The following is a 25,608-nucleotide window of genomic DNA, read 5'->3' as shown; positions in this document are numbered from 1 at the left end:
CTGTGCCGTAACGAATCGGCGGGCCCCGTGCGCCGCCGCCCCGCTCCCGCCCCGCCCCTCGGCCGCGGTGGATGATGCCAATCACCCGGACCCTCCGGGTGGTCCTCCTCCGACCGTCCGCCGGAGATCGCATGAGTGACAGGATCACCCTGTCGACGTGGCCCACCCCGCTGGAGCCGATGCCCCGCCTGGCGGCGGCGCCGGCCCTCGGCGAGGACGACCTGTGGGTGAAGAGGGACGATCTCATCGGCCTCGGGGGCGGCGGCAACAAGGTCCGCAAACTGGAGTGGACCGTCGGTGCCGCCCTCGCGGAAGGCGCCGACGCACCGTGCTGCTCCACACCGGTGGGCTCCCCGGCCTGTTCGGCCACGCGGAGACCGTGCGGCGCGCCGTCACCGCACTGCGCTCTCTCACCCGGCCGGCTGAGCTCCGTCAGGCCCGGCCTCGTAGGTTCACGGCGAGGAGGGGGACGTCGCTGTCCCCCTCACTCGGCAGGCGTGCCGCGCGTGACCAGCCGACGGCCGGGTACGTTGCCCAGGACATGGACGACAACGACCCCCTCAGCCTCGACGACCTCGAGTCCGCCCCCGCCGAGCGGACGATGGAGCGGCTGGCACTGATGAGCCGCGAGGAGGCGGATGATCTGCTGAGACTCCTGGCGACGGTGGCCGAGGAGGGCGGCCCGCTGTCCGCGGAGGCGGAACGGCTGGCCCGGGAGATCGCGGCCCGGATTCCCTCGGAGAACTGACCGTCGCCTCGGCCTGCCGGGACTGCCGGGCCCGGATGCCGTGTCTCCGGGTCCGGCAGTCCCAAGGGCTTGAGACGGGGCCGTCACGGCACCGCGGGCGGGCACGGTACCGGTACCGCGGGCGTGAGATGGCCTGTCATGGCACCGCGGGCCGGCACGGTACCGCGGGCGTGAGATGGGCCTGTCATGGCACCGCGGGCGTGCGCAGGGCCAGAACGGCGATGTCGTCGTCGTTGTCGGCGGGACGCGTGCGTTCGACCAGTTGGTCGGCGAACGACTCCAGCGAGCGGCGGGCCAGGGCGGCGGCATGCCGGCGCAGCCGGTCGAGTCCCTCGTCGATCGAGTGACCCGGCGATTCGATGAGACCGTCCGTGTACAGCAGCAGCGTCGACTCGGGCGGCAGCACCACGGTCGCGTCACAACGGCGCCGCCGGGGCCTGATGCCGAGCAGAGGGCCGTGCCCCTCGGTGAGGTACTCGGTCAGGCCCTCACGTGTCACCAGCAGCGGCGGGGGATGGCCGGCGTTGGTCCACGACAGGGTCCATCGTCCGTCGCTGCCGACCGTCGTCCGGGCGAAGACCGTGGTGGCCATGGGGACGTCGGTGAGGCGCGTCATCGCCTCGTCGAGCCACTCGAGTATGCGGCTCGGCGGTTCCTTCTGGGACCATGCGTAGGCACGCAGCATGTTGCGCACCTGCGCCATGCCGGCCGCCGCGTCCAGGTCGTGTCCGGCGACGTCCCCGATGGCGAGCGCCGTGTCGCCGTCGGCGAGGGTGAAGGCGTCGTACCAGTCCCCGCCCACCTGTGAGGCGTCGGGAGCGGGCAGATAGCGCGCGGTCATCTCCAGCCCGGACAGCCGCGGCAACTGGGGCAGCAGATGACGCTGCATGGTCTCGGCGACCTTGCGCTGCCGTTGGTACAGGCGCGCGTTGTCCAGGGCCAGCCCGGCCCGGCGGGTGATGTCCTCGAGCAGCGCGAGGTCTGCGAGGGTGAACGCCTCGGGCCGCTCCGAGCGCCCCAGGGTCAGGGCGCCCAGCACCTCACGCAGACCGCGGATCGGGGCGATGGCGGCGGAATGCATGCCGGTCGCCTCGAACAGCCCGCGCTGTGCGACGGCGATGCCCGAATCCGGCGCGCCCCGGTAGGTCTCGGGGCCCGTCAGGGTCGACGCGACGCCGCGCAGGGCGCGGGACAGCGGCATCGGGGAGTCCTCGGGCACGGGCGGCATGGGTCCCTGCAGATCCTCCCGGTGTACCAGGAGTGAGTCCTCGGCATGAACCACGGCCGTTCGCCACACCTCGTCGCGCTCGGTGATCTGGTCGATGACGGCCCAGTCCGCCAGCCGTGGCACCACCAGGGCCACCAGCCGCCTCAGCGCTTCGTCCACGTCGAGCGTCGAGGTCAGCTGGGTGGTCGTCTCGGCCAGCAGGGCCAGACGTTCCAGTTCGGAGAGCGGCGCCGCGGTCGACTCCGGTCGGCCACGCGGGGTGTCGACGTCGTGGGCCGGATGGAAGAGCACCAGCGTGCTCTCCTCCTGCTCACCGATGTCGTACGGGGTGACGAGCCAGGACACCGGCAGCAGGAAACCGTCGCCGCGGGCGAACCAGACGTCCTGGCCCTGGGCCGTCTGCTTGCCCAGGAAGGCCCGTCTCAGCACACACTGCGTCGTGGGCACCGGCTCCCCATGGTGGTTGCGGTGCAGCAGGTCGTGGGCGTCCTGTCCGAGGAGTTCCTCGGCGGACCGAAGGAGCAGCTGCTCGGCACGGGAACTGACGGCGATGACGTGTCCCTGCTCGTCCAGGACGTAGGCGCCCGCGCCCAGGGCATCGAGCGCCGGCTTCAGCGACTCCTGACCGGGTCGCCGAGACGGCTCGTCAACGGTGTCGGTGCCGTCGAGGTCCATCATCCGGCCTCCTCCCCTCCGCGCCGCGGCCGACCAGACCCGCCCTGCCCGTGCAGGGACCGAGGGCGACCGCACTTGTTCCGATATTCTCACCGGCTTCCCCACCAGCACGCGCGCACGTCTCCCACTTCGCACACATCCGACTCCTCTCCTCCCTACGGCCCTACGGCCCTACGGTCCTACGGCCCCTACGGCCCTACGGCCTCGCCCCGAGGACCGGCTGCACGGGCGCCCGGAACAGGAGCCATGCGACCGGCGTTACCGTGACGGCGTACAGGAACGATCAAGGCGGTCGGCATGCACGGCGAGTACAAGGTCCCCGGGGGCAAGCTGGTGGTGGTCGATCTCGACGACCACGACGGTGTCCTGCGCAATGTGCGCGTCGCGGGAGACTTCTTCCTGGAACCCGACGAGGCCCTTGTCGCCATCGACCGGGCTCTCGAGGGCGTCCCCGCCACCACGGAGGCCCCCGAACTCGCCGAGCGCATCCGGGCGGGCCTGCCCGAGGGAACCGTCATGTACGGCCTGACCCCCGAGGGCGTCGCGACCGCCGTCCGCCGCGCGCTCGCCCAGGCCACCGACTGGACCGACTACGACTGGCAGCTCATCCACGAGGAGCCCCAGCCGCCCGCCCTGCACATGGCGCTGGACGAGGTGCTCACGGCAGAGGTCGCCGCCGGGCGCCGGCCGCCGACTCTGCGAGTGTGGGAGTGGGGCGGCCCGGCCGTCGTCATCGGCAGCTTCCAGTCCCTGGGCAACGAGGTGGACGCCGAGGCCGCGTACCGGCACGGGATGAGCGTCGTACGACGCATCTCGGGGGGAGGCGCCATGTTCGTGGAGCCCGGGAACACCATCACCTACTCGCTGTCCGTGCCGGTCTCCCTCGTGTCCGGCCTGTCCTTCGCCGATTCCTACGCCTACCTCGACGACTGGGTGCTGGGCGCTCTGGACGACATGGGAATCAAGGCCTGGTATCAGCCCCTCAACGACATCGCCACCGACGCCGGCAAGATCGCCGGAGCCGCGCAGAAGCGTATGGTCGGTCCCGACGGCGGCCCGGGCGCGGTCCTGCACCACGTCACCATGTCCTACGACATCGACGCCGACAAGATGGTCCAGGTGCTGCGCATCGGCCGGGAGAAGCTGTCCGACAAGGGCACCCGCAGCGCCAGGAAGCGAGTCGACCCGCTGAGGCGGCAGACAGGGCTCTCCCGGGAGACCGTCATCGAGCGCATGATCCGCTCGTTCGGGGCCCGTTACGGCCTCACCAGGGGCCACATCACCCCGCAGGAGCTGGAGCGGGCCGAGGAACTGGCCGCCGTGAAATTCTCCGCCCCGGAGTGGACCGCGCGCGTGCCGTAGCGGCGTGCGGTTCCTCCGTGCGCCCGGCCGGCGTCAATCCCACAGCGGATAGGTGACCACGCGACGGAATCCGTCGGGCCTCGAATCGGTGTAGACGAGGGTCATCTGCGTGTAGTGCCGCAGCTGCGGATCCTTCTTCCAGGGCTGCGCGTCGCCGAGCCGCACGACGACCGGGTACGAGTGGAACCTGCCCGCCGCGCAGTACGGCTTGCAGTCGTTGACCACGTTGATGCCGCTGGCCGTCGCCGAGCCCGGGTCCCAGTGTGACCAGTGGAGCGAGGACAGGCGGCTGTTGCCGTCCCCGCAGGCGATCATGAAGTCGGCGGGTCGTACCTGCGCGTGCCATACGCAGTCGACGAGCACGGGGCGAACGGGCTGCCGCTGGGCGGCGTCCTCGGCCGGTGGGGCGGCGGAGGCCGTGCCCACGGCCGCTGAGAGCAGGGCGACGGCACCCAAGGCGACCGCCGTCTTCACCGTGTGGATCCGCATGTTCGCTCCTGGCCCTCCGTGCAGGCGCTGGTGTGATGACGCTACGGCCACGAGGGGGGAAAGCACCACTCGTACGCGCCCCGTGTCGGTCACCAGAGCTCGGTCACCAGAGCTTGTCGATCTCCCCCGGATACAGCTCGACGCGGCTGTCGTGGAACGCCATCCGGTCCTGCCGGGCCCTGGCCGAGAAGAAGTCGCCCAGGGTGACCTTGTCGAAGCCGGGCCGGTCACTGGGAAACGGGTCGCTCGGTATCCCGCCGATCAGCACCGTGCCGGGCAGCGTCTGCCAGCCCGCACGCTCGTAGAGCGCCTGGAGGGGGCGGTCGCAGGTGAACAGCCCGAGATCCAGCTGCCGGGCGATCATCGTCTCCCGCGCCGCGGCGACCAGGCGTCGGCCGTGTCCGAGACCGCGTCGGTCCTGCCGTGTCACCACCGTGCTCAATCCGCCCACCGCGTAGCGCGCGCCCGCATGGGAGATCTCCTTGGACAGGACGTCCAGAGCGGCGAGCACCGCCCCCTCGTCCACGAGCAGCATCGACCGGGGGCGCAGCAGCGGATCGTGGGTTGGGGCCCCGACAGGGGCGACCCGGCCCGCGGGGGACGGCCAGGCCTGCTCCTGGAGGTCGCGCACCTGCGTGCGCAGTTCGATCGGGGTGGCCTCTTCGGGATACGACAGGATCTGCACGCGTTGATTCTGTTCGCCCGGCACGGGAGCGCAAGCCCTTTTCGGGGTCGGCGTCCCGGGAGGTGGTCCGGTGGCTGTGCCGGAGCCTGCCGTCCGGTGTCGGTGAGGGTCTCACACCCTGTGCGCGCTCTGCGAGCGCACGTTCGACATCTGCGCTGAAACCTTTCGGAGGCGATGAATTCGCCGAGTGGGATGCAATTCGTGCCGCGCGGCGCAATCGAACGGGGGGCTGAATTCACCCGTTCGGACCAGTCACTCTGGCTTGTCGGACGTTCACCTTATGCATCCATAACCGCCGTTGGGAAGTTGGAAGGGGGGAAGCTGAGAGGGAGCTGAGAGAAGGGCGGGGTCGTCTTGTGTTGTCGCGTTCCCGTCAGACGCATCTCCCCAGACGGTCGCCGACGTGCCGAAATGGCTGTTCGGTGTGGGGGTCAGCGTCCATCCGAGTGCATCTCGTCCATGTCCGGCGCGGGGTGAGCCCAGGAATACCGGCTCGTTGAGCGATAGTGTCGAGTTGTCGAGATCGATTCCAAGTGGCCTCCTGATCGTGACCGACTGAAACTGAAGCGCACGGTTTCGAGATCAGCCAAAAGGAGCGCCACGACCGGTGACTCCAGGGATTCACCGGGTTCGGCCCCCGCCGGGCGCCAGGACATGGGCCTGATCATCGCGACGCGATGATCAGCGATATATCCGCAAGGAGTGAGCATGGGAGAGAAGTCTGCCGAGGTGTTGATACCCGGCCCGGACGAACCTCCGACCGCCAGGCGAAGCAGCGCAGGCCCGTCGACCATGGAGACCGAGAGGAAGCTCGCCGAAGTACTGGCCGATGTCGTGTGTGTCGAACGCGTTTCGGCCGACAGCCACTTCTTCGAAGATCTCGGTGCGAACTCGATGGTCATGGCGCAATTCTGCGCGCGCGTCAGGAAGCGGTCGGATCTGCCCTCGGTGTCCATGAAGGACATCTATCGCAACCCCACGATCCGGAACCTGGCAGCGGCACTCGCGGACGCCACCTCCACTCCTGTCGACGGACACACGCTGACGGCCCGCTCGGCGCAATCGGCGGTGACCGCCGCGGAGGCTCCGGTGACACGGGCGAGCACGTCGGCCTATGTGCTGTGCGGGACGCTCCAGTTGCTGGCTTTCCTGGCGTACTCCTTCGTCACCGGACTCGTCGCCGCCCGAGGCTACGACTGGGTATCCAACGGAGCGGGGCCCTTCAACATCTATCTCCGCTCCCTCCTGTTCGGCGGGAGCGGATTCCTCGTCGTGTGCGTGTTCCCGATCCTGGCCAAGTGGATTCTCGTCGGCCGCTGGAAGCCGGGTGAGTTCCCCATCTGGAGTCTGACCTATCTGCGGTTCTGGATCATCAAGGCGCTGCTCCATGCCAATCCGATGATCTTTCTCGCCGGCAACCCGCTGTTCGTGCTGTACCTGCGGGCCCTCGGCGCCCGGATCGGCAAGGGAGTCACGATCCTCTCCCGCTCCGTGCCGGTCTGCACCGACCTGCTCACGGTCGGCGAGGGCACCGTCATCCGCAAGGACGCGTTCTTCCTGTGCTACCGAGCGCATGCGGGGCGTATCCAGACCGGGCGGGTCACCCTCGGCCGCGATGTGCTCGTCGGTGAGAAGACCGTGCTCGACATCGACACCTCGATGGGCGACAGGGCCCAGCTCGGCCACGCGTCCTCCCTGTACCGGGGCCAGTCCATCCCGGACGGCGAGCGCCGGTACGGATCCCCGGCGCAACCCACGGACATCGACTTCGTGCGGGTCGAGCCGGCCAAGTGCGGCACGCTGCGCCGGGCCTGGTTCGGCGCCGCCACCCTGCTCCAGCTCTTCCTGGTGTACATTCCGCTGGGTGTCGGCGGTATGTACATGGTGCTCAGCTGGGTTCCCGCGCTCGACGACCGCCTGAACCCGGACGACGTCGACTCCTTCTCGGAACTCCTGACCGACTCGCTGTACATCTCCCTCGTGCTGTTCTTCGGCCTCGTCGTCGGCGGTCTCGTCGCGGTCTTCACCCTTCCCCGCCTGCTGAACCTGGCGATCAAGCCCGACAGGGTCTATCCGCTGTGCGGCATCCGCTACGCGGCGCAACGGGGCATCGCTCTCATGACGAACATCAGGTTCTTCACCTGGCTCTTCGGCGACAGCTCGTACATCGTGCACTACCTGAGGGCTCTCGGATACGACCTGACGCAGGTGGAGCAGACCGGCTCCAACTTCGGCACCGAAGTGGTGCACGAGACCCCGTATCTGGTCTCCATCGGCAGGGGCACGATGGTGGCCGACGGCCTCTCCATCATCAACGCGGACTTCTCCAGCACGTCCTTCCGGGTGACCCGGGCGACGATCGGGCCGCACAACTTCCTCGGCAACAACATCGCCTATCCCGCGGGAGCCAGGACGGGCGAGAACTGCCTGCTGGCCACCAAGGTGAACATTCCCCTCGACGGCGAGGCGCGCGAGAACACCGGGCTGCTCGGCTCGCCGAGCTTCGACATTCCCCGCACAGTCGAGCGCGACTCCCGGTTCGACCACCTCAGGACGGGCGACGAACTGCGTCGGCACCTCACCCGGAAGAATCGTTACAACCTGCGCTCCATGGCTTTCTTTCTCTGCGTCCGATGGCTGCACGCCTTTGTCCTTACGGCGGCCGGTCTCGCCACCCTCAATCTGTACGGAGCGCTCTGGTACGTCATCATCGCCTGCTATCTGGCGTTCACCCTCGCCTTCACCGCCGCGTACTTCGCCCTGGTCGAGCGCTGTATCGCCCGATTCCGTCCGCTGAGCCCCCGGCTGTGCTCCATCTACGACCCGTACTTCTGGTGGCACGAGCGTATGTGGAAGGTGCCGGACCGCCATGTGATGGTCTTCAACGGCACCCCCTTCAAGAATCTGATCTGGCGGATGATGGGCGTGCGCATCGGCCGCAGGGTCTTCGACGACGGCTGCTATGTGACGGAGCGGACGCTCACCACGATCGGTGACGACTGCACCCTCAACATCGGAACCAAGATCCAGTGCCACTCCCAGGAGGACGGCACCTTCAAGTCCGACCGCACCACGCTCGGTGCCGGCTGCACCCTCGGGGTCGCCGCACATGTCCACTACGGCGTGATGGTGGGCGACCACGCCGAGCTGGCACCGGATTCCTTCCTCATGAAGGGCGAGGAAGTCCCCCCGTACGCACGGTGGGGCGGAAACCCCGCGGCGGAGAACCCGGACGCTCCCGGCCGGCCCTTCGGCGTCGGTCCGGCCGCGACGACAGCGACGTCCCCGGCACCCGGTGCCGCGCCGACGGTGAGTTGAGGAAGGCCTGCGATGGAAGCGCACCTGAACGCGGACCGGGAGTACTGGAGCCGTGTCCTGGCCGCCGGCGGCAGCACCGCGATTCCGCGGTGGGCGCCGGAGCCGGCCGTGGGTGTCGCCGTGCACGAGGTGGTGGTGCCGGACGAGACGGCCCAGGCGGTGCGCGCGCGGGCGGGAGAGCTGGGGGTGCCGGTCAGCGCGGTGGTGCTGGCCGCGTACGCCAAGGTGCTGGCCGCGCTGTCGGGTGAGCAGGACGTGGTCACCGGCTTTGCCGCCGGGCCGGACGGCGATCCGCTGCCCTGCAGGCTGACCGTTGCTCCCGCCACCTGGCGTGACCTGGTGACGAGCACCCATCGCGAGGCGGCGGAGCTGCTCGCGCACCGGGAGTTCCCGGTGCGGGAACTGCGCCGGGAACTGGGCATGGCCGGGCCGCCGTACGAGGTCGTCCTCGATCCCGACGGCGCCGGAGGCGCACTCGCCGAGGACACGGTGCTGGCGGTGGACTGGGACGACCGGGGCGAGCAAACGCTGCTGCGGCTGCGCCATCGTACTCAGGCGCTGGACGCCGAGTGCGCGGCCCGCATCGGCGGCTACCACCTCACGGCGCTGCGCCTGCTGACCGCCGATCCGGACGCCGAGCACGCACGGCAGAGTCTGCTGTCGGCGGAGGAAGTGCGACAGCAGCTCGAAGGGCTGGCCGGGCCCGCGCGCACGCTGCCGGAGTACCGGGTGCACGAGCTGTTCGAGCAGCGGGCACGGGCCCATCCCGAGGCCGTGGCCGCCGTGCACGGCGACCGTACCTGGACCTACGGGGAGCTCAACGCCCGCGCGAACCGGCTGGCCCGGGCGCTGCTGGTCCGAGGGCTCGGCCGCGAGGACATCGTCGGCGTGGTCACCGAGCGCAACCTGGACTGGCTGGCCGCCGTTCTGGCGGTGTTCAAGGCCGGAGGCGTGTATCTGCCCATCGAGCCGCACTTCCCGGCCGGCCGTATCGAGGCGACGCTCTCGCGGTCCGGCTGCCGGCTGGTGCTGACCGAGTCCGGCAGCACCCACACCCTCGACAACGCCCTGGCGCTGCTGCCCGACATCGAGAGGCTGACGGTCGAGACGGCGTACGCGGAACAGCAGGCCGATACCGATGTCGCGGTCAAGGTCACCCCCGACCAGCTGGCCTATATCTACTTCACCTCCGGCTCCACCGGCGAGCCGAAGGGCGCCATGTGCGAGCACGCGGGCATGCTCAACCACCTCTTCGCCAAGATCGACGACCTGGGCATCGGCGAGGGGGACGTGGTGGCGCAGACGGCCCCGCAGTGCTTCGACATCTCGCTGTGGCAGCTGCTCGCCGCGCTGCTGGTCGGCGGGCGGACCCTGCTGGTCCGGCAGGACGTGATCGTGGACGTCGAACAGTTCGTCGACACGCTGGCCCGTGGCCGCGTCGGGGTCGTGCAGGTCGTGCCCTCCTATCTGGAGGTGGTGGTCTCCTACCTGGAACAGCACCCCCGCGCACTGCCGGACCTGAGGTGTGTGTCCGTGACCGGCGAGGCGCTCAAGCGGGAGCTGGTCCAGCGCTGGTTCACCATCCAGCCGGGAATCAAGCTGGTCAACGCCTATGGGCTGACCGAGACCTCCGACGACACCAACCACGAGGTCATGGACCGGGTGCCGGACCGGGTCCTGCTGGGGCGCGCCGTCAACAACGTGCGGGTCCTCGTCGTCGACGAGCACCTGTCCCTGGTGCCGTTGGGCGCCCCTGGCGTGATCGCGTTCTCCGGGGTGTGTGTGGGCCGCGGGTACGTCAACGACCCCGAGCGGACCCGTGAGGCGTACCTCGACGATCCGTACCGGCCGGGGGAGCGGCTGTACCTGGGAGGCGACTGGGGACGCTGGCACCCCGGCGGCAAGCTGGAGTTCCTGGGGCGCCGCGACAACCAGGTAAAGATCCGTGGCTTCCGCATCGAGATCGGCGAGATCGAGAACAACCTGCTCAGGGTGCCCGGCGTACGAGACGGTGCGGTCGTCGTGGCCGAGCTGGCGGGCCGCAGCGCCCATCTGATCGCGTTCTACACCGGCCGCTGCCAGCCCGCGGACGCGCTGCGCCAGGCCCTGAACGCCGTCCTGCCCGCCTATATGGTCCCCTCGGCCTTCCACTGGCAGCAGAGCCTGCCGCTGACCGCCAACGGCAAGATCGACAGGAAGGCCCTGACCACGCTGGCCCAGCAGACCGCCTCGGCCGCGGAGACCGGCGCCTCGGGGAAGCAGTTCCAGGCACCGCGCACCTCCTCCGAGCGGAGGCTGGCGGCCGCCTGGGCCGAGCTGCTGGGCGTCCCCCAGGACCACATCGGCCGGCAGGATCATTTCTTCGATTCCGGCGGCACCTCGCTGTCGGCAGTGAAACTCACCATCGCCCTGGGCCGGGCGGTGTCCCTCAAGGACATCACCCGCCACCCGGTGCTCGCCGACCTCGCCGCGCTCCTCGACGGCGCGACCCAGCGGCGTCCCGAACTGCTCCAACCGCTGTCCGCACCCGAGAGCGGGCAGGACTGCGCCCTGGTGTGCTTCCCCTACGCGGGCGGCAACGCGGTCAACTTCCAGCCGATGGCCGGTGCCCTGGCGGGCAGCGGGACGGCGGTCTACGCCGTGGACCTGCCCGGTCACGACCTCGCCGTCAAGAACGAGCCGTTCGCGCCGATCACCCGGGTGGTGGAGCAGGTCAGCGCCGAGATCGCCGCGCGCGGTCTCACCAGGGTCATGCTCTGGGGGCACTCCTCGGGTGCCGCCCCGGCGCTGGAGACGGCGAGGAGGCTGCGCGAGGCCGGGGTGGACGTCACGCGGGTGTTCGTCGGCGCCCAGCTGCTGGGCACCGCCGCCGACCGTCGTTCGGCCATCGCCGAGCTGACCCAGCGGAGCAACGCCGAGATCGCCGCGCAGCTGACCGCGGACAGCGGCTACACCGAACTGGGCGAACTCAACCCGCAGCACGCCGAACACGTCGGTGCCGCCTACCGGCACGACTGCGTGTCCGCGCACCGCTACTTCGCCGACGCCCTGGACAGCCCGCCGACGGTGAAGCTGGCCGCGCCGGTCACCGTCGTCCTCGCCGCCGACGACCCGCACACGCGCGGTGGCCCCGACCGGCACCGCGACTGGCAGCGCCTGGCCGAGCACGTGGACCTGCACGAACTCGCCGAGGGCGGCCACTACTTCCCCCGCACCCGGCCGACCGAGGCAGCACGGGCCGTCCTCGGCGCAGCCGACCTGCTGACCTCCTCCTGAGCCTCCGAGTCTCCCGAGCCGCAATCGAAAGGAAACCGAGATGTCGTCCTCATCCCCGGCATCACTGCTCGAGGTGGAGCTGCTGCCGGACAAGCCCCCGGTCCTGCACGTCGAGGCATCCGGCGACGCGGCCGGCTGGGCGGCCGAGCACCGGGACGCGTTGCGAGCGCAGGTCACCGAGCACGGGGCGCTCCTCGTCCGCGGCCTGGGCGTACGAGAGCCGGACCAGGTCGGCGCCGTCTTCACGGGACTCGCCGACGGCCTGATGACAGAGCGGGAGGCCTTCGCCCCGCGGGAGAGCCACGGCGCGGGGCTGTACTCCTCCTCGGCCTGGCCGGACAACCAGCCGATGTGCATGCACCATGAGCTCAGCTACACGCTGGAGGTCCCCGGCTTGATGCTGTTCGCGTGTCTGCGCGCGCCCAGCCAGGGCGGCGCGACCGCCGTCGCCGACGCGGAGCGTGTGCTCCAGGCGCTGCCCGCCACGCTGAGCGAACGCTTCGAACGCGAGGGCTGGCTGCTCACCCGCAGCTACAACGACGAGATCGGGGCGTCCCTGGAGGAGTCGTTCGGCACCGACGACCGCGCCGCCGTCGAGCAGTACTGCCGCGACCACGCCATCGACTTCGCCTGGCAGCCCGACGGGTCGCTGCGGACACGCCAGCGCCGCAGCGCCGTGGTGCGGCACCCCCTGACCGGCCGGCGCTGCTGGTTCAACCAGATCGCCTTCCTCAACGAGTGGACGCTGGCCCCGGACGTGCGCGAGTACCTGGTCGACGAATACGGCGAGGACGGACTGCCGTTCAACACCCGCTACGGCGACGGCAGCCCCATCGGCGAGGACGTCGTCCAGCTGCTCAACACCACCTACGAGGACCACACCCGGCGCGAGCCCTGGCAGCCCGGGGACGTGATGCTCGTCGACAACATCCGCACCGCACACAGTCGCGAGGCCTTCGCCGGAGACCGTCAGGTGCTGGTCGCCATGGCCGAACCGCAGCGCCTCTCCGACAGCCGCCCGACCCCGGAGGTGAGTCCGCGATGACGACTCTGCCGTCCCCCGCCACCCCGTCCGCCCCGCCGTCCCGGGCTCCCGTGCCGACCTTCGCGGTGATCTCCGGTGCGCAGGTGCAGCAAGCACTCGCCGGACGCGAGAGACAGATCGTGGAGCTGGTCGAGACCACCTACCGTTTGCACGGTGCGGGGGAATCGGTCAACCCGCCGTCGTACTTCCTGCGCTTCCCCGACCGGCCGACGGCCCGCATCATCGCGCTGCCGGCCTCCATCGGCGGGTCCGTACGGGTCGACGGCCTGAAATGGATCTCCAGCTTCCCGGGCAATGTGTCCGCCGGGCTTCCCAGGGCCTCCGCGGTCCTGATCCTGAACGACCCGGAGACCGGCTACCCGCTGGCCTGCCTGGAAAGCTCCATCATCAGCGCCACCAGGACCGCGGCGTCGGCCGCGCTGGCGGCGGACTGGCTCAGCCGCACCCGGACCCGCCCCACCCGCGTCGGATTCTTCGGTGCGGGGCTGATCGCCCGCTACATCCACTCGTTCCTGATCGGCACCGGCTGGTCGTTCGACACGATCGGGGTGCACGACCTGTCCGCCGACAGCACCGCCGGCTTCTGCGGCTATCTGCGGCAGTCCTCGTCCAGCGCCCGGGTCACCGTCCACGACCGTGCCGAGGAGCTGATCCGCTCCAGCGACCTCGTGGTCTTCGCCACCGTCGCCGGTGCGCCCCATGTCACCGACCCGGCATGGTTCAGCCACAACCCGCTGGTCCTGCATGTCTCCCTGCGGGACCTCGCTCCCCAGGTGCTGCTCGCCTCGGCGAACTACGTCGACGACGTCGAGCACTGCCTGAAAGCCGACACATCCCCTCACCTCGTGGAGCAGGCCACCGGCAACCGCGACTTCCTGGACGGCACTCTCAACGACGTCATGACCGGACGGGTGACCCCGCCGGCAGACCGGCCGGTGATCTTCTCGCCCTTCGGACTCGGCGTCCTCGACCTCGCCGTCGGCAAGTACGTCTACGACGAAGCCGCACGGGCCGGACACCTTCATCTCATCGACGACTTCTTCCACGAACTGCGCCGGTACGGCTGATCAAGCCTTCCCTCAGCCCTGGCACCAGGAGGCCACCGTGCCCGTCATAACCGCTCCTCACGCCTTCAACGAAAGCCAGCTGTACGTCGACCTCCAGCCGATCTTCGGCCGTTCTCTCTACCTGAAGTGCGAGGGCTTCAACTTCGCGGGATCGATCAAGCTGAAGGCTGCGATCGAGATGGTGGAGACCGCCGAACGGGAGGGAGTCCTGAAGCCGGACTCGATCCTTGTCGAGTCCTCGTCCGGAAACCTGGGCGTGGCGCTCAGCATGATCGCCGCCAGCAAGGGCTACCGGTTCCTGTGCGTCACGGACTCCCGCTGCAACCTCTCGACCCGACTCCTGATGGAGGCGCTGGGCAGCCAGGTGCACATCGTCGCCGACCTGGATGCCAACGGCGGCTTCCTCGGTGCGCGGATCGACTACGTACGGGAGCTGTGCGCGTCCGACGACCGCTATGTGTGGCTGGGTCAGTACACCAACCCGGGCAACTGGCGGGCGCACTACCGCACCACGGCGCCGGAGATCGCCGAGGAGTTCCCGCGGCTGGACGTGCTGTTCATCGGGGCCGGCACCACCGGAACCCTGATGGGCTGTGCGCGCTACTTCCGCGAGTGGCACAGGCCCGTGCGGATCGTCGCCGTGGACAGCGTCGGTTCGGTGGCCTTCGGCGGCAAGCCCGGGCGCCGGATGATCCCCGGCCTGGGCATGAGCATGCGCCCGCCGCTGCTCGACGAGTCCTATGTGGACGAGGTGATCCGGGTCGAGGAGGCGGACACCATCCGTGCCTGCCACCGTCTGGCCCGCCGTGGGTTCCTGTTCGGCGGTTCCACCGGGACCGTGGTCAGCGGCGCGATGGACTGGCTGTCCCGCCATGACACGCGCGGCCTGACAGCGGTGGGCATCGCCCCGGACCTCGGAGAGCGCTACCTGGACACCATCTACCAGACGAACTGGCTGGAGGCGCTGTACGGCGACCGGATTCTCCTCGACTTCGAAGAGCTCACGAAGGACCCCCGGGGAGGTGAGCCGAGGTCACGGGCGTCACGCCGGCGTCCGGAAGCGTAGCCGACCCGCGGACGCCGTCGGCCACCGCAGCGGTGACCGACGGCCGGATCGGCCCCGCGCTCAGCGTCGTAGCGTGACACGATCCGCGGTGGGACCGGGCCCGGGGCGGGACGTCACGAGGAGGGCGCGTTGTGCCGTCCCGGTGCCGCCTCCTTGGCGAGGGCGCCGGCGGGCGGCCCGTCCTGTGGTGCGCGATCCCGCGTGGGAGCGTGCCCGCCGCGCAGCGCCGAGGCCAGCGCGGACACCAGGGCCATGCCCGCGGCCACGGCGAAGACGATGGTCAGCCCCTGGTGGAACGGCCCGGCGACCAGTCGCGGGAAGAAGCTGTGACCGGTCAGGGCGGCACGCTGGGCGGCCGAGAGGTGGGCGAGCGTCCCGCCGGAGGCGAGCAGGTGCTCGACGGGGTTGTTGCCGAGGAAGGTGGCGAACAGCGTACTGACCGGCGGCAGTGACGCGGCGTGCGCGGCGGCGCCGACCGGGACGCCGTGCGTCGTGAGTCCGGCCCGCAGGGTCGTGGGCAGCGACGAGGCCAGCCCGGAGACCATCAGCGAGAAGAACACGCCGATGGACAGGGCGGTGCCCGAGTTCTGGAAGGTCGAGCGCATGCCCGAGGCGACGCCCCGGTACTCCGGCGGCACGCTGCCCATGATCGACGAGGTGTTCGGCGAGGAGAACATGCCCTGGCCCAGGCCGTTGAGCAGCAGCAGCGTCGCGAACACGTCGTAGTCGAAATCGACCGGCAGGGTGAGCAGTCCGAGGAAGGAGCCCGCCACGACGACCAGACCCGCGGTCGAGAACACACGGGCGCCGAACCGGTCCGACAGATAGCCGGAGAGGGGACCGGCGATCAGGAAGCCCAGCGTCAGCGGCAGCATGAAGATGCCCGCCCACAGCGGGGTGTCCTCGAAGGCGTAGCCGTGCAGGGGCAGCCATATGCCCTGCAACCAGATGATCAGCATGAACTGCAGCCCGCCGCGCGCGATCGCGGTCAGCAGAGCGGCCAGATTGCCCGCGGCGAACGCTCGCACTTTGAACAGGGCCAGCCGGAACATGGGTTCGGCGACGCGCGTCTCCGTATAGCAGAAGAGCAGCAGCAGGGCCCCACCGCCGATCAGCCCGCCGAGCACCCAGGGGTTGCCCCAGCCGGTGGCGCTGGAACCGTAGGGCTGGATGCCGTAGGTGATGCCGGCGAGCAGGATCCCCGCGCCCGCCGCGAAGGTGATGTTGCCGATCCAGTCGATGCGGCCGCGGCGCCCCGTCGCGGTCTCGCGCAGGCTCAGATACGACCAGATCGTCCCGGTGATGCTGACCGGCACGCTCACCCAGAACACGGCCCGCCAGTCGACGGCGGCGAGCAGTCCGCCGGCCAGGAGGCCGAGGAACTGCCCGGCGAGCGCGGTGATCTGGTTGATGCCGAGGGCCATGCCGCGTTGCCGGGCGGGGAAGGCGTCGGTGAGGATGGCCGCCGAGTTGGCGGTCAGCATCGAGCCTCCGAACGCCTGCACGATGCGCCACAGGATCAGCCACAGGGCTCCCGCGCCCGCCCGGAACGGGTCCAGGGACAAGGCGACGGACGCGCAGGCGAAGATGAGGAAGCCGAGGTTGTAGATCCTGACCCGGCCGTACATGTCGCCGAGGCGGCCGAGAACCACGACGAGCACGGCCGACACCAGCAGATAGCCCAGGATCATCCAGAGCAGATAGCCGATGTTGCCGGGCGCGAGCGGGTCGAGACCGATCCCGCGGAAGATCGCGGGCAGCGAGATGATCACGATGGAGGCGTCCATCGTCGCGATCAGCACACCGAGTGTGGTGTTGGACAGGGCGACCCACTTGTAGCCGGGGCCCGGAGGCTGGTCCCGCCGGCGCGCGGAGCGCGTGAGACGGACGGCGGCCGTCCCGCCGCCGCTCGCACGGTTCCCGGACCGCTCGCCGCCGGGGCTGCCCGCGCTCACAGCCGTGCCGCCAGCCGGTCGAGGAGGGGCAGGGCCGACGCGAGCGTCTGCCGCTCCTGGGCCGTGAACTCCTCGAGGACCGCCGAGAGGCGGTGAACGGACTCGGAGCGCCGCTCCGCCAGCATCGCCCGCCCCTCCTCGGTGATCGTCACGACGGCCCGCCGTCCGTCGGCCGCGTCGGGTGTACGGCGGACCAGTCCGCGCTGTTCCAGCCCGGCCAGCGTGCCGGCCATCGCCTGCGGCCGCACGCGCTCCAGGTCCGCGAGGGACCCCGGGTAGCCGGGGCCTTCGGCCTCGAGCCTGGCGAGCACCGACACGCCGGAGAGCGTCACATCGCCGACGGCGTGCGCCTGGCGCAGCCGCCGGGTGACCCGGCCCACGGCCAGTCGCAGGCCGGTCGCGAGGCGGGCGGTGTCCGGCTCTGCGGCGATGCGATCGGGCCCTGTCTCTTCGTCTGCCTCCATAGGTAATAACAGTAGGTTTATCAGCCTGGACTGTTCAAGCAGATGTTAGTAATCATCGAGCCGCCGCCGGTTGACGCGATACACGTCGGGGGACGCACTGCTCGCGACCAGTGCGTCCGCCGCGGCGGCTGCCGGCAGGTCGCCGAGGACGATCCGGCTCCGTGAGAGCAGGTCCGCGAGGACTTCTCCGGCCAGGAGGAAGACGGTCGTCGGGGCAGTGTCGAGGGCGAGCACCAGGCCGAGGGAGCCGCTTCCCGCGCCCTGCCCGCCGACGGAGTAGCGGCGGGTGAGCACCTTGGTGCAGGGCGGCACAGGGAGGCGCAGCACGTCGTCTTCGCCCCGTTTGCCCGACCCTGCCAGGGTTACCCGCCGGGAAGAAGCCGACGGCCGACATGGAGAGGAGGCGTTGCCGTGAGCAACGCGACGATGGAACGCGCGGAGGCGGCGCGGCTTCCGGAGGGTGACGTGGTCCGCATCCTGCTGGAGCAGCATGCCCGGATCCGAGACCTGTTCGCCGAGGTCAAGGGCGCGCAGGGCGATGAGAAGAAAGAGATCTTCGACGAGCTGAGGGCTTTGCTGGCCGTCCATGAGACCGCGGAGGAGATGATCCTGCGGCCGGTGGCGGAGAAGACCGCCGGTGCGGCCGAGGCCGAGGCTCGCAACCACGAGGAGGAGGAAGCCAACAAGGTGCTCGCCCAGCTGGAGAAGATGGACGTCGGCAGCCCCGAGTTCGACACGAGGATCGCCGCCTTCGAGCGTGCCGTGATCGACCACGCGGAGCACGAGGAGCAGGAGGAGTTCCCCGCGGTGCGCCAGGGCTGTGACGAGGACAAGCTCAAGGGCATGGGCACCCTGCTCGAGGCGGCGGAGAAGATGGCACCCACCCATCCGCACCCCACCGCGGCGGGATCAACCACCGCCCAGTGGCTGACCGGGCCCTTCGTCTCCATGGTCGACCGGGTGAAGGACGCCCTCACCCGATCGCGGGGCGGCAGCTGACCCGGCGACGCCGGGCGGGCCGGAGGGGTGGTGACGCAGCGCCGGGACCGGTTGCGCTTCGACGGCTGGATCGCCGGGATCGGTACGTCGTCCGGCACTCGTGTGGTGGTGGGGCGCTGGGCGCGCTCGCCGTTCGGCGCGTTCAGTGACGTGATGCTGGAGCGGCGGGACGGCCACCGCCTCCTGCTGGCCCCCACCGTGCGGACGGCGCAGTTCATCGCCGGCCTCTACGCCTTCGACGAGGTGCGGGTGGCACCGGTCCGGGTGGATACCGCCGGCAAGGACTGGACGGTCACCGCCGCCCCGCTGCGTCTGCGCTTCACCCTGGGCCGCCGAGGTCCCGTGGGATGGCTGCTCAGGGCCGTGCCCGGGCCGCTCGCCGCCCGTCCCGTCTGGGCCGCGTGGACGGCCCTGCCGGCGTGGCTGCTGCTGGGCGCCCGCACCTGCGGCAGCGCGGGCGCCGGCCGCTACGAGTGGTACGGGGCGAGGGACCTGCACCCGATCACCGCCGCTGCGGCCCGCTACGAGGACGAGGACCTGGGCGGGCTCGCCCCGGTCGGGCCCCCCGTACGGTTCGGGTTCGGTTCGACGCCGCGCAGGCCCTGCGTTGTGCGCGTCACCACCACGGTGGACCCGGGGCACCGCAACCGCCACCGTGAACAAGGCGTTCCCCGCGCTTGAGTCGTGCTCGGAGGTCTCCTGGGGGAAGGTGGAACTGTGACAGCAGGCGCCACCGAACTCGTCCGGGAGTGCGATCGGCTGCGGGCGGAGAACCGGCAGCTGAGGCGTGCCGTGTCCTCGCGCGCCCAAGTCGACCAGGCGATCGGCGCTGTGGTCGTCCTGGGACGGGTCCCGCGGGACGAGGCCTGGGGGATACTGCGCGACGTGTCGCAGCACACCAACACCAAGCTGAGTCTCATCGCCGAACACGTCCTGAAGTTCGCCCAGGGCGGTGACCTCCCGCAGCCGGAGCTGGACGAATTCAGGCGGGCCCTGGAGCGCAACAGAATCGCCTCCCGCACAGATCCCTGATCCCCGTATCGCGGCCACCACCCGGTACCGCGCCCGCACCCGTCCCGGCGTGTCGAACGGCCGGCCGTGGGCACTGGGAGACGATGGGTTTCCCGGACAGCCGGAGCGGGCCGGAGAGGGAGGGGCTGCATGGAGCGCCAGAGCGCAGCGGACGGGACCGGCGAGCGTACCGGGACGACCGCGCTCGACGCCGAAGGGCCGTCGTCGCGCCGCGACACCACCGATGCGCGACGGCACATTCCGCGCACCGACGTCGTACTGCGGGATCCGCGTCTGTCCCAGGCCGCGCGCCGGCTGGGAGCGCCCGTGGTGAAGGAGGCGGTCCGGCGGGCGCAGGAGCAGGCCCGGGAAGGCAGCATCGCGCCGGCGCAGGTGGGGGACACGGCGGTCGCCCTGCTGCCCTCGACGGCCGGCGGGCTCCGGTCCGTGATCAACGCCACCGGCGTCGTGCTGCACACCAACCTCGGGCGTGCGCCCCTGTCGGCGGCCGCCCGGGAGGCGGTGCAGGAGGCCGCCGGACCGACGGACGTCGAACTCGACCTGCACACCGGCGTACGCGCCCGCCGTGGACGCACGGCGCTGCGCGCCCTGAGCGAACAGGTTCCCTCCGCCGCCGCGGTACACGTCGTCAACAACGGTGCCGCCGCGCTGGCCCTCGCCGCCACCGCGCTGGCCGCAGGCAAGGACATCGTCATCAGCCGGGGGGAGATGGTGGAGATCGGGGACGGTTTCCGGCTCCCGGACCTCCTCGTCTCCACCGGGGCCCGGCTGCGCGAGGTCGGCACCACCAACCGCACCGGCGTCGCCGACTACGCCGCCGCGATCGGACCGGAGACCGGCTTCATACTGAAGGTGCACCCCTCGAACTTCCGCATCACCGGCTTCACCCGCGCCGCCGAGACCGGTGAACTGGCCACGCTGGGCGTCCCCGTGGTCGTCGACATCGGCTCAGGCCTGCTGGCACCGCATCCCCTGCTGCCCGAGGAACCCGATGCCGAGACCCAACTGCGCGCCGGTGCCTCACTCGTCACCGCGAGCGGCGACAAACTGCTCGGCGGACCGCAGTGCGGACTGCTCCTCGGCGAAGCGGAGTTGGTCCGCACCCTGTCCCGCCATCCCCTCGCCCGTGCCCTGCGGGTGGACAAGCTGACACTGGCCGCCCTGGAGGCGACGCTCACCGGGCCGCCGACCCCGACCGCCGCGGCTCTGGCCGCCGAGCCGGCACATCTCATGGAACGCGCCACCCGGCTCGCCGACGAGCTGAGCGCCGACGGCATCGACGTACGGGCCGTGGAGAGCGCCGCGACCGTCGGGGGCGGAGGCGCGCCCGGTGTCGCTCTGCCCAGCGCCGCGCTGTCCCTGCCGGAGCCCTTCGCGGCCGTACTGCGCACCGGCCCCGTCCCCGTGGTGGGGCGCCTGGAAGCGGGGCGCTGCCTCCTCGACCTCAGGGCGGTGCCGCGAGAGGACGACAAGCGGCTCGCCGACGCCGTGCGGTCGGCCGCGAGGGGGTAGCGTCATGCGGGTGCTGGCCACCGCCGGGCACGTCGACCACGGCAAGTCCGCTCTCGTACGGGCGCTGACCGGAATGGAACCCGACCGCTACGAAGAGGAACGCCGCAGGGGCCTCACCCTCGATCTCGGCTTTGTATGGACCCGGCTCGTCCCGGACGGGGAGCACCTCGCCTTCGTCGACGTGCCGGGCCATGAGAAGTTCGTCGCGACCATGCTCGCCGGGGTCGGCCCCGTGCCCGCCGTCCTGTTCGTGGTGGCCGCCGACCAGGGCTGGCAGCCGCAGTCGCAGGAGCACCTGGCGATCCTCGACGCGCTCGGGGTGCGCCACGCCGTGCTCGCGGTGACCCGCAGCGACCTGGCGGACCCCGAACCCGTACGGGCCGACGCCGTCGAGCGCATGGCCGCCACCTCGCTCGGCAGCGTGTCGTCCGTCGCCGTGAGCGCCGTGACCGGCACCGGACTGAACGAGCTGCGCACGGAGTTGACCCGGCTGGCCGGTGGATTGCCGGACCCGCCCGCGGACGCGGACACACGGCTGTGGCTTGATCGCGCCTTCACGGTACGTGGCCACGGCACCGTGGTGACCGGCACGCTCGGCGCGGGCACCCTGCGGGTCGGGGACCGCCTGGTGACGGGGGACAACTCGGCGGTGCTGCGGGTGCGCGGGCTCCAGTGCCTGCACGAGGAACGGTCCGCGGTCACGGGGGTGGCGCGCGTGGCCGTCAATGTGCACGGCGCAGCGGCCGGCGCCCTGCGGCGGGGGCAGGTGCTGCTGGCCCCCGACCGCTGGCTGCTCGCCGACGTGATCGACGTCCGCATCACCGGAGAACCGGCCGGTGAACTGCCCCGTGAGGTCACCCTGCACATCGGCACGGCCGCCGTCCCCGTGACCGTACGACCCTTGGGCGAGGACACCGCGAGGCTGACCCTGCGGCACGGACTGCCCCTGCGCGTCGGCGACCGCGCGGTGCTGCGCGAACCGGGCGGCCGGCGCCCACCCTGCGGTGTGACCGTGCTGGACGTGCGCCCGCCCCGGCTGGCCCGGCGGGGAGCGGGCCGGGCCAGGGCCGCGGAGCTGGCCGCCATGACCGGCCGGCCGGACGGGGTCGCGGAGCTACGGCGGCGCCGACTCGTGCGCCGCTCCGAGCTGCTGGCGATGGGCGTGCCGCCGCCCACGGCGCCCGTCGTCGAGGACTGGCTGGTGGACGCAACCCATTGGGCGGGGTTGCGCGAGCGGCTGGCCACCGAAGTGGAACGCTACGCACGCCGGCACCCTCTGGAGCCGGGCCTGCCGGCCGAGGCGGCCCGTCGCCTCCTCGGCCTGCCCGACAGATCGCTGGTGGATGCCCTGGCCGGGACGCCGGGCGCCACGCAACTGAGTCGGCGCCAGGGCCGGTTGTACGGGCCCGGCCGTGACCGGCCCACGCTTCCACCGCCCGTCGCGGCGGCCGTCGACGCCGTACGGCGTGAACTTCAGGCGGCACCGTTCCGCGCTCCGGAGGCGGACCGTCTGAGCGAACTGGGGCTCACCCGCAAGGCGGTGGCCGCCGCGGTCTCCGCGGGGGCGCTGCTGGCGGTCACGGACGGCATCGTGCTGCTCCCCGGCGCGGACGCCCGGGCAGCCGACATCCTGCGCCGGCTGCCCCAGCCGTTCACCCTCAGCGAGGCCCGCCGAGCCCTGGACACCACGCGCAGAGTGGCCGTGCCGCTGCTGGAGTTCCTGGACGCCAAGGGCTACACACAACGGGTGGACGCCCAGCGCCGCCGCTGCGCGGAGAGCGTCCACGAAAGCGTGCACGATGACGAATAGGTCACCGCTGTCCCAGTCCGGTCGGGTACCCCCACGAGGCGCTACCGTCATCGCTCCGACACAGTGTGGGGCCACATGACAAACCCGTACACCCTGCCATCACAGCCGGTCAGACCCGCGCCGAAGTGGGCGCGGAAGCGCTACGTGCTCCCCGCACTGGCGCTCGCGTTCTTCATCGGTGTCGGCGCGGGCGGCAGCGGTCAGGGCACCGACACCACCACCAAGACGAAGGCCGCAGCGGACAACATCCGGCCGACCGTCACCGTCACCGTCACCGCGACAGCGACCGCAACGCCACAGGCGGCTCCGACCGTCACCGCCACCAAGACGGTGAAGGTCCGAGTCACCGTCACCGCGAAGGCCCTGGCCGCGGGTGGGGGATCCGGCGGCGACGACAGCGGCAGCGGAGGAGGCGGAAGCGTCTACTACGCCAACTGCAGCGCGGCCCGCGCGGCCGGGGCAGCGCCCCTGTACCGGGGCCAGCCTGGGTACGACTCCCATCTCGACCGGGACGGCGACGGCGTCGCGTGCGAGTGAGGGCGGGGAGCCGCCGAGACGCCGGGTGAGCACCAAGCCCGGCCGCGCCCCACCGCGGCCGGGCCGGCGTCAGGTCAGGACAGCTTCCACTCCGCGCTCTGGTCGGAGAATCCGGAGTCCATCGTGAACTGGACGGTCGCCGCCTTCGAGTTCTTCGGCACCTCGAAGACGATCCAGCCGAGCGCCTTCGCGCCGGGCTTCAGCCTCACGTCGGACGACATGGACGGGCCGGCCGTGATGTCGGCGAACGTGGTCTCGAACTGCTGGCCCTCGCTGTCGGCGATCTGGACGCCGTTGGAGGGGCTGTCGCTGTAGGCCTTGGTTCCGGTGTTGACGAGCCTGAACTGCACGCCGACGAACCGCTTCCCGGCCTCCGGGGTCGTGAACTCGTCGCTGGACTTCGCCGGGTCGGCGACCTTGACCAGGGTGACGTCGAGCTGGCTGCCGTCATCCATGCCCTTCGCGGTGATGGTGTCGCCGACCTTGGCCACCTTGGGCGCGGCGCTCTTCTTGGCAGCCTTCTTCGCGGTGTTCTTGCCGGTGTCGGCCTTGGCGGGGGCACTGGCGTTGGGCTTGTCGACCACGGAGCTGCCGGAGCTGCACGCGGTGAGGGCGAGCGCCCCGATGGCGGCGGCGGTGGCGAGTCTGATGTGAGTGCGGGTGCGCATAGGTCCCCCCAGGGCTGTGGTTTACACATGAAGGACATGTGAAGGAACCGTATGGTTGCACAGTCCACGAAAAAAGTTGAGCGTTGAGGGAACCTGGACCCCCATTCTGTCGTCGCCCCCTGACGTCGAGGCCGGCGCCCGCATAGGGCGGCTCCGCTGTGACGGGGAATGCGGCGGGGTCTACGCCAGGGGCTCTCGGAGCGTGCACCGCTGCGACGCGGACGGGAACGACGTGCAGTCCCTGTGCGCACGCTTCCTGATGCCCGGCACCAAGCTGTGAGGCGACCGTGATCGGCCCGTGTCGGGCCCGGCGTGCGAGTGGCTCCGCCCCTGGACGGGCGGTGGCGGATACCTTGGCGGAGGCGGACGGGAATCGAACCCGCCTGCCCGAGATCCTCGGACACCTCGGTTTTGAAGACCGGGAGGGCCACCAGGCACCCACACGCCTCCACCGCCCGCCAGGCTACTGGAAGGTCTCGCTGCCGCCCGCACCGGCCACACCCTTGGTGCAGGCGGCCTCGATTCCCTTCCGCCCCGCCGGAATCGACGGCGGCAGGTTCGACAAGGCCGTACGGCGGTACCCCAAGCCCGGTGCACAGACGTGTGGCCGCGACCCACCATCGGACGAAGGACGCCCCGTATGACCCTGACGCGTGAGACACCCGTTCGGCTCACCCAGTTCGCGCACGGCGGAGGGTGCGCCTGCAAGATCCCGCCCGGCGAGCTGGAGGACATCGTCGGCGCGCTGACGGCGCCGCCCGTCGTGGGCGACGGCTCGCTCCTCGTCGGGCCGGCCACCGGCGACGACGCCGCCGTCGTCACACTGCCCGCCGCCGACGGCACCGCCGCCGCGTCCGCAGTGGTGGCCACCGCCGACTTCTTCACCCCCGTCGTCGACGACCCGTACGACTGGGGGCGCATCGCCGCGGCCAACGCCCTGTCCGACGTGTACGCCATGGGCGGCCGTCCACTGGTCGCCGTCAACCTCCTCGCGTGGCCGCGTGAGGTGCTGCCCTTCGACCTGGCGCGCGAGGTGCTGCGCGGCGGACTGGACGTCGCGGCCGAGGCCGGCTGCCATGTGGGCGGCGGCCACAGCGTGGACGATCCCGAACCCAAGTACGGGATGGCCGTCACCGGACTGGCCGATCCGTCGCGGCTGTTGCGCAACGACGCCGGCCGGCCGGGCCTGCCGCTGTCGTTGACCAAGCCCCTCGGCCTCGGTGTCCTCAACAACCGGCACAAGGCCACCGGTCAGCGGTTCGAGCAGGCGATCGCCACCATGGCGACCCTCAACCGGGACGCGGCCGCCGCGGCCCTGGACGCGGGTGCCCGCTGCGCCACGGACGTGACCGGCTTCGGCCTCCTCGGCCATCTGCACAAGCTGGCGCGGGCGTCCGGCGTGACAGCCGTGATCGACACATCCGCCGTGCCGTACCTCGACGGGGCATGGGAGGCCGTACGCGACGGCTACGTCAGCGGCGGTACCCGCCGCAATCTGGAGTGGGTCGCCCCCTTCACGGACTTCGGGGACACGGACGCCGACACCCGGCTGCTCCTGGCCGACGCCCAGACCTCGGGCGGACTGCTCGTGGCGGGCGAGGTGCCCGGGGCGCCGGTGGTCGGGGAGCTCGTCCGGCGCGGGCCGCACTCGGTCGTGCTGAAGTGAGGTTCC

General features: G+C 70.9%; 21 protein-coding genes, 1 tRNA gene and 1 pseudogene. 15 read left to right on the top strand and 8 right to left on the bottom strand.

What is annotated here, in order from left to right; all coding sequences use genetic code 11:
* Positions 1-131: 131 nt before the first annotated feature.
* Positions 132-323: pseudogene (locus ACIP94_RS18970) on the top strand (D-cysteine desulfhydrase family protein); the annotation flags it as partial.
* 218 nt (positions 324-541) lie between these two features.
* Complete coding sequence (locus ACIP94_RS18965; RefSeq protein ID WP_402426459.1) at positions 542-748, top strand: DUF6417 family protein; 207 nt, start codon at positions 542-544, stop codon at positions 746-748.
* 184 nt (positions 749-932) lie between these two features.
* Here ACIP94_RS18965 and ACIP94_RS18960 read toward each other — a convergent pair whose 3' ends face one another.
* Positions 933-2,654 carry a SpoIIE family protein phosphatase gene (locus tag ACIP94_RS18960; protein ID WP_402426457.1) on the bottom strand — a complete coding sequence of 574 codons (1,722 nt, stop codon included), beginning with the start codon at positions 2,652-2,654 and terminating at the stop codon, positions 933-935.
* A gap of 294 nt (positions 2,655-2,948) precedes the next feature.
* Between ACIP94_RS18960 and ACIP94_RS18955 the strand changes: the two genes are divergently transcribed.
* On the top strand, positions 2,949-4,013 hold the full coding sequence (locus ACIP94_RS18955) for a biotin/lipoate A/B protein ligase family protein (RefSeq protein ID WP_402426455.1): 1,065 nt from the start codon (positions 2,949-2,951) through the stop codon (positions 4,011-4,013).
* 33 nt (positions 4,014-4,046) lie between these two features.
* On the opposite strand, the gene ACIP94_RS18950 is transcribed toward ACIP94_RS18955, so the two are convergent.
* Entirely contained in the window at positions 4,047-4,502 is a 456-nt protein-coding gene (locus tag ACIP94_RS18950; RefSeq protein ID WP_402426453.1) for a hypothetical protein, read from the bottom strand.
* 103 nt (positions 4,503-4,605) lie between these two features.
* On the bottom strand, positions 4,606-5,187 hold the full coding sequence (locus ACIP94_RS18945) for a GNAT family N-acetyltransferase (protein WP_402426451.1): 582 nt from the start codon (positions 5,185-5,187) through the stop codon (positions 4,606-4,608).
* Between the two features lie 708 nt (positions 5,188-5,895).
* On the opposite strand from ACIP94_RS18945, the gene ACIP94_RS18940 reads away from it, so the two are divergent.
* The 5 genes from ACIP94_RS18940 to sbnA are packed head-to-tail and all read left to right on the top strand — an operon-like array spanning position 5,896 to position 14,959.
* Complete coding sequence (locus tag ACIP94_RS18940; RefSeq protein ID WP_402426449.1) at positions 5,896-8,505, top strand: Pls/PosA family non-ribosomal peptide synthetase; 2,610 nt, start codon at positions 5,896-5,898, stop codon at positions 8,503-8,505.
* A 12-nt stretch (positions 8,506-8,517) separates the two neighbouring features.
* Positions 8,518-11,781 (top strand): amino acid adenylation domain-containing protein, encoded by a 3,264-nt coding sequence (locus ACIP94_RS18935; protein WP_402426447.1) that lies wholly within the window; start codon positions 8,518-8,520, stop codon positions 11,779-11,781.
* Positions 11,782-11,821: 40 nt separating this feature from the next.
* Positions 11,822-12,826, top strand: a complete 1,005-nt coding sequence (locus tag ACIP94_RS18930) for a TauD/TfdA family dioxygenase (RefSeq protein ID WP_402426445.1) — start codon at positions 11,822-11,824, stop codon at positions 12,824-12,826.
* On the top strand, positions 12,823-13,893 hold the full coding sequence (sbnB, locus tag ACIP94_RS18925) for a 2,3-diaminopropionate biosynthesis protein SbnB (protein ID WP_402426443.1): 1,071 nt from the start codon (positions 12,823-12,825) through the stop codon (positions 13,891-13,893). Before ACIP94_RS18930 ends, sbnB begins: the two co-directional genes overlap by 4 nt.
* A gap of 37 nt (positions 13,894-13,930) precedes the next feature.
* A complete protein-coding gene (sbnA, locus tag ACIP94_RS18920) occupies positions 13,931-14,959 on the top strand; it encodes a 2,3-diaminopropionate biosynthesis protein SbnA (protein ID WP_402426441.1) in 1,029 nt (342 codons plus the stop codon).
* Positions 14,960-15,072: 113 nt separating this feature from the next.
* Here the strand turns inward: sbnA and ACIP94_RS18915 are convergent, their stop codons facing one another.
* The 3 genes from ACIP94_RS18915 to ACIP94_RS18905 all read right to left on the bottom strand — a co-directional run bounded on the left by ACIP94_RS18915 (position 15,073) and on the right by ACIP94_RS18905 (position 17,705).
* Positions 15,073-16,782, bottom strand: a complete 1,710-nt coding sequence (locus tag ACIP94_RS18915; protein WP_402426860.1) for an MFS transporter — start codon at positions 16,780-16,782, stop codon at positions 15,073-15,075.
* A 128-nt stretch (positions 16,783-16,910) separates the two neighbouring features.
* Complete coding sequence (locus ACIP94_RS18910; protein WP_402426439.1) at positions 16,911-17,378, bottom strand: MarR family winged helix-turn-helix transcriptional regulator; 468 nt, start codon at positions 17,376-17,378, stop codon at positions 16,911-16,913.
* A gap of 45 nt (positions 17,379-17,423) precedes the next feature.
* Positions 17,424-17,705, bottom strand: coding sequence for a hypothetical protein (locus tag ACIP94_RS18905; RefSeq protein ID WP_402426437.1), 282 nt, complete (start codon positions 17,703-17,705; stop codon positions 17,424-17,426).
* 84 nt (positions 17,706-17,789) lie between these two features.
* Here ACIP94_RS18905 and ACIP94_RS18900 point away from each other — a divergent pair, with 84 nt between their 5' ends.
* The 6 genes from ACIP94_RS18900 to ACIP94_RS18875 all read left to right on the top strand — a co-directional run bounded on the left by ACIP94_RS18900 (position 17,790) and on the right by ACIP94_RS18875 (position 23,268).
* Positions 17,790-18,377 (top strand): hemerythrin domain-containing protein, encoded by a 588-nt coding sequence (locus ACIP94_RS18900; RefSeq protein WP_402426435.1) that lies wholly within the window; start codon positions 17,790-17,792, stop codon positions 18,375-18,377.
* 30 nt (positions 18,378-18,407) lie between these two features.
* The gene (locus ACIP94_RS18895) at positions 18,408-19,058 is read left to right on the top strand and encodes a hypothetical protein (protein WP_402426433.1); all 651 of its coding nucleotides are present in this window, start codon (positions 18,408-18,410) and stop codon (positions 19,056-19,058) included.
* A gap of 36 nt (positions 19,059-19,094) precedes the next feature.
* Positions 19,095-19,409: an ANTAR domain-containing protein gene (locus tag ACIP94_RS18890; RefSeq protein ID WP_402426431.1), complete on the top strand. Its 315-nt coding sequence runs from the start codon at positions 19,095-19,097 to the stop codon at positions 19,407-19,409.
* A 129-nt stretch (positions 19,410-19,538) separates the two neighbouring features.
* Positions 19,539-20,921 carry an L-seryl-tRNA(Sec) selenium transferase gene (gene selA / locus ACIP94_RS18885; protein WP_402426429.1) on the top strand — a complete coding sequence of 461 codons (1,383 nt, stop codon included), beginning with the start codon at positions 19,539-19,541 and terminating at the stop codon, positions 20,919-20,921.
* 4 nt (positions 20,922-20,925) lie between these two features.
* Positions 20,926-22,731 (top strand): SelB C-terminal domain-containing protein, encoded by a 1,806-nt coding sequence (locus ACIP94_RS18880; RefSeq protein WP_402426427.1) that lies wholly within the window; start codon positions 20,926-20,928, stop codon positions 22,729-22,731.
* 75 nt (positions 22,732-22,806) lie between these two features.
* Positions 22,807-23,268, top strand: coding sequence for an excalibur calcium-binding domain-containing protein (locus tag ACIP94_RS18875; protein ID WP_402426425.1), 462 nt, complete (start codon positions 22,807-22,809; stop codon positions 23,266-23,268).
* Between the two features lie 74 nt (positions 23,269-23,342).
* Here the strand turns inward: ACIP94_RS18875 and ACIP94_RS18870 are convergent, their stop codons facing one another.
* Positions 23,343-23,936, bottom strand: coding sequence for a DUF4352 domain-containing protein (locus ACIP94_RS18870; RefSeq protein WP_402426423.1), 594 nt, complete (start codon positions 23,934-23,936; stop codon positions 23,343-23,345).
* Between the two features lie 354 nt (positions 23,937-24,290).
* Positions 24,291-24,386: transfer RNA gene (locus ACIP94_RS18865), tRNA-Sec, on the bottom strand.
* A 190-nt stretch (positions 24,387-24,576) separates the two neighbouring features.
* Here ACIP94_RS18865 and selD point away from each other — a divergent pair.
* Positions 24,577-25,602, top strand: coding sequence for a selenide, water dikinase SelD (selD, locus tag ACIP94_RS18860; protein ID WP_402426421.1), 1,026 nt, complete (start codon positions 24,577-24,579; stop codon positions 25,600-25,602).
* The last annotated feature ends 6 nt before the right edge of the window (positions 25,603-25,608 follow it).

The sequence above is a fragment of the Streptomyces sp. NPDC093261 genome (genome assembly GCF_044753645.1).
In the GTDB taxonomy this organism is placed as follows: domain Bacteria; phylum Actinomycetota; class Actinomycetes; order Streptomycetales; family Streptomycetaceae; genus Streptomyces.
This window is presented reverse-complemented; position numbering and strand designations above follow the sequence as displayed.

Coding starts and splice junctions, on each gene's coding strand:
- ACIP94_RS18965 (WP_402426459.1), top strand. CDS start 542: ATGGACGACAACGACCCCCTCAGCCTCGACGACCTCGAGTCCGCCCCC.
- ACIP94_RS18960 (WP_402426457.1), bottom strand. CDS start 2,654: ATGATGGACCTCGACGGCACCGACACCGTTGACGAGCCGTCTCGGCGA.
- ACIP94_RS18955 (WP_402426455.1), top strand. CDS start 2,949: ATGCACGGCGAGTACAAGGTCCCCGGGGGCAAGCTGGTGGTGGTCGAT.
- ACIP94_RS18950 (WP_402426453.1), bottom strand. CDS start 4,502: ATGCGGATCCACACGGTGAAGACGGCGGTCGCCTTGGGTGCCGTCGCC.
- ACIP94_RS18940 (WP_402426449.1), top strand. CDS start 5,896: ATGGGAGAGAAGTCTGCCGAGGTGTTGATACCCGGCCCGGACGAACCT.
- ACIP94_RS18935 (WP_402426447.1), top strand. CDS start 8,518: ATGGAAGCGCACCTGAACGCGGACCGGGAGTACTGGAGCCGTGTCCTG.
- ACIP94_RS18930 (WP_402426445.1), top strand. CDS start 11,822: ATGTCGTCCTCATCCCCGGCATCACTGCTCGAGGTGGAGCTGCTGCCG.
- sbnB (WP_402426443.1), top strand. CDS start 12,823: ATGACGACTCTGCCGTCCCCCGCCACCCCGTCCGCCCCGCCGTCCCGG.
- ACIP94_RS18910 (WP_402426439.1), bottom strand. CDS start 17,378: ATGGAGGCAGACGAAGAGACAGGGCCCGATCGCATCGCCGCAGAGCCG.
- selA (WP_402426429.1), top strand. CDS start 19,539: ATGGAGCGCCAGAGCGCAGCGGACGGGACCGGCGAGCGTACCGGGACG.
- ACIP94_RS18880 (WP_402426427.1), top strand. CDS start 20,926: ATGCGGGTGCTGGCCACCGCCGGGCACGTCGACCACGGCAAGTCCGCT.
- ACIP94_RS18875 (WP_402426425.1), top strand. CDS start 22,807: ATGACAAACCCGTACACCCTGCCATCACAGCCGGTCAGACCCGCGCCG.
- ACIP94_RS18870 (WP_402426423.1), bottom strand. CDS start 23,936: ATGCGCACCCGCACTCACATCAGACTCGCCACCGCCGCCGCCATCGGG.
- selD (WP_402426421.1), top strand. CDS start 24,577: ATGACCCTGACGCGTGAGACACCCGTTCGGCTCACCCAGTTCGCGCAC.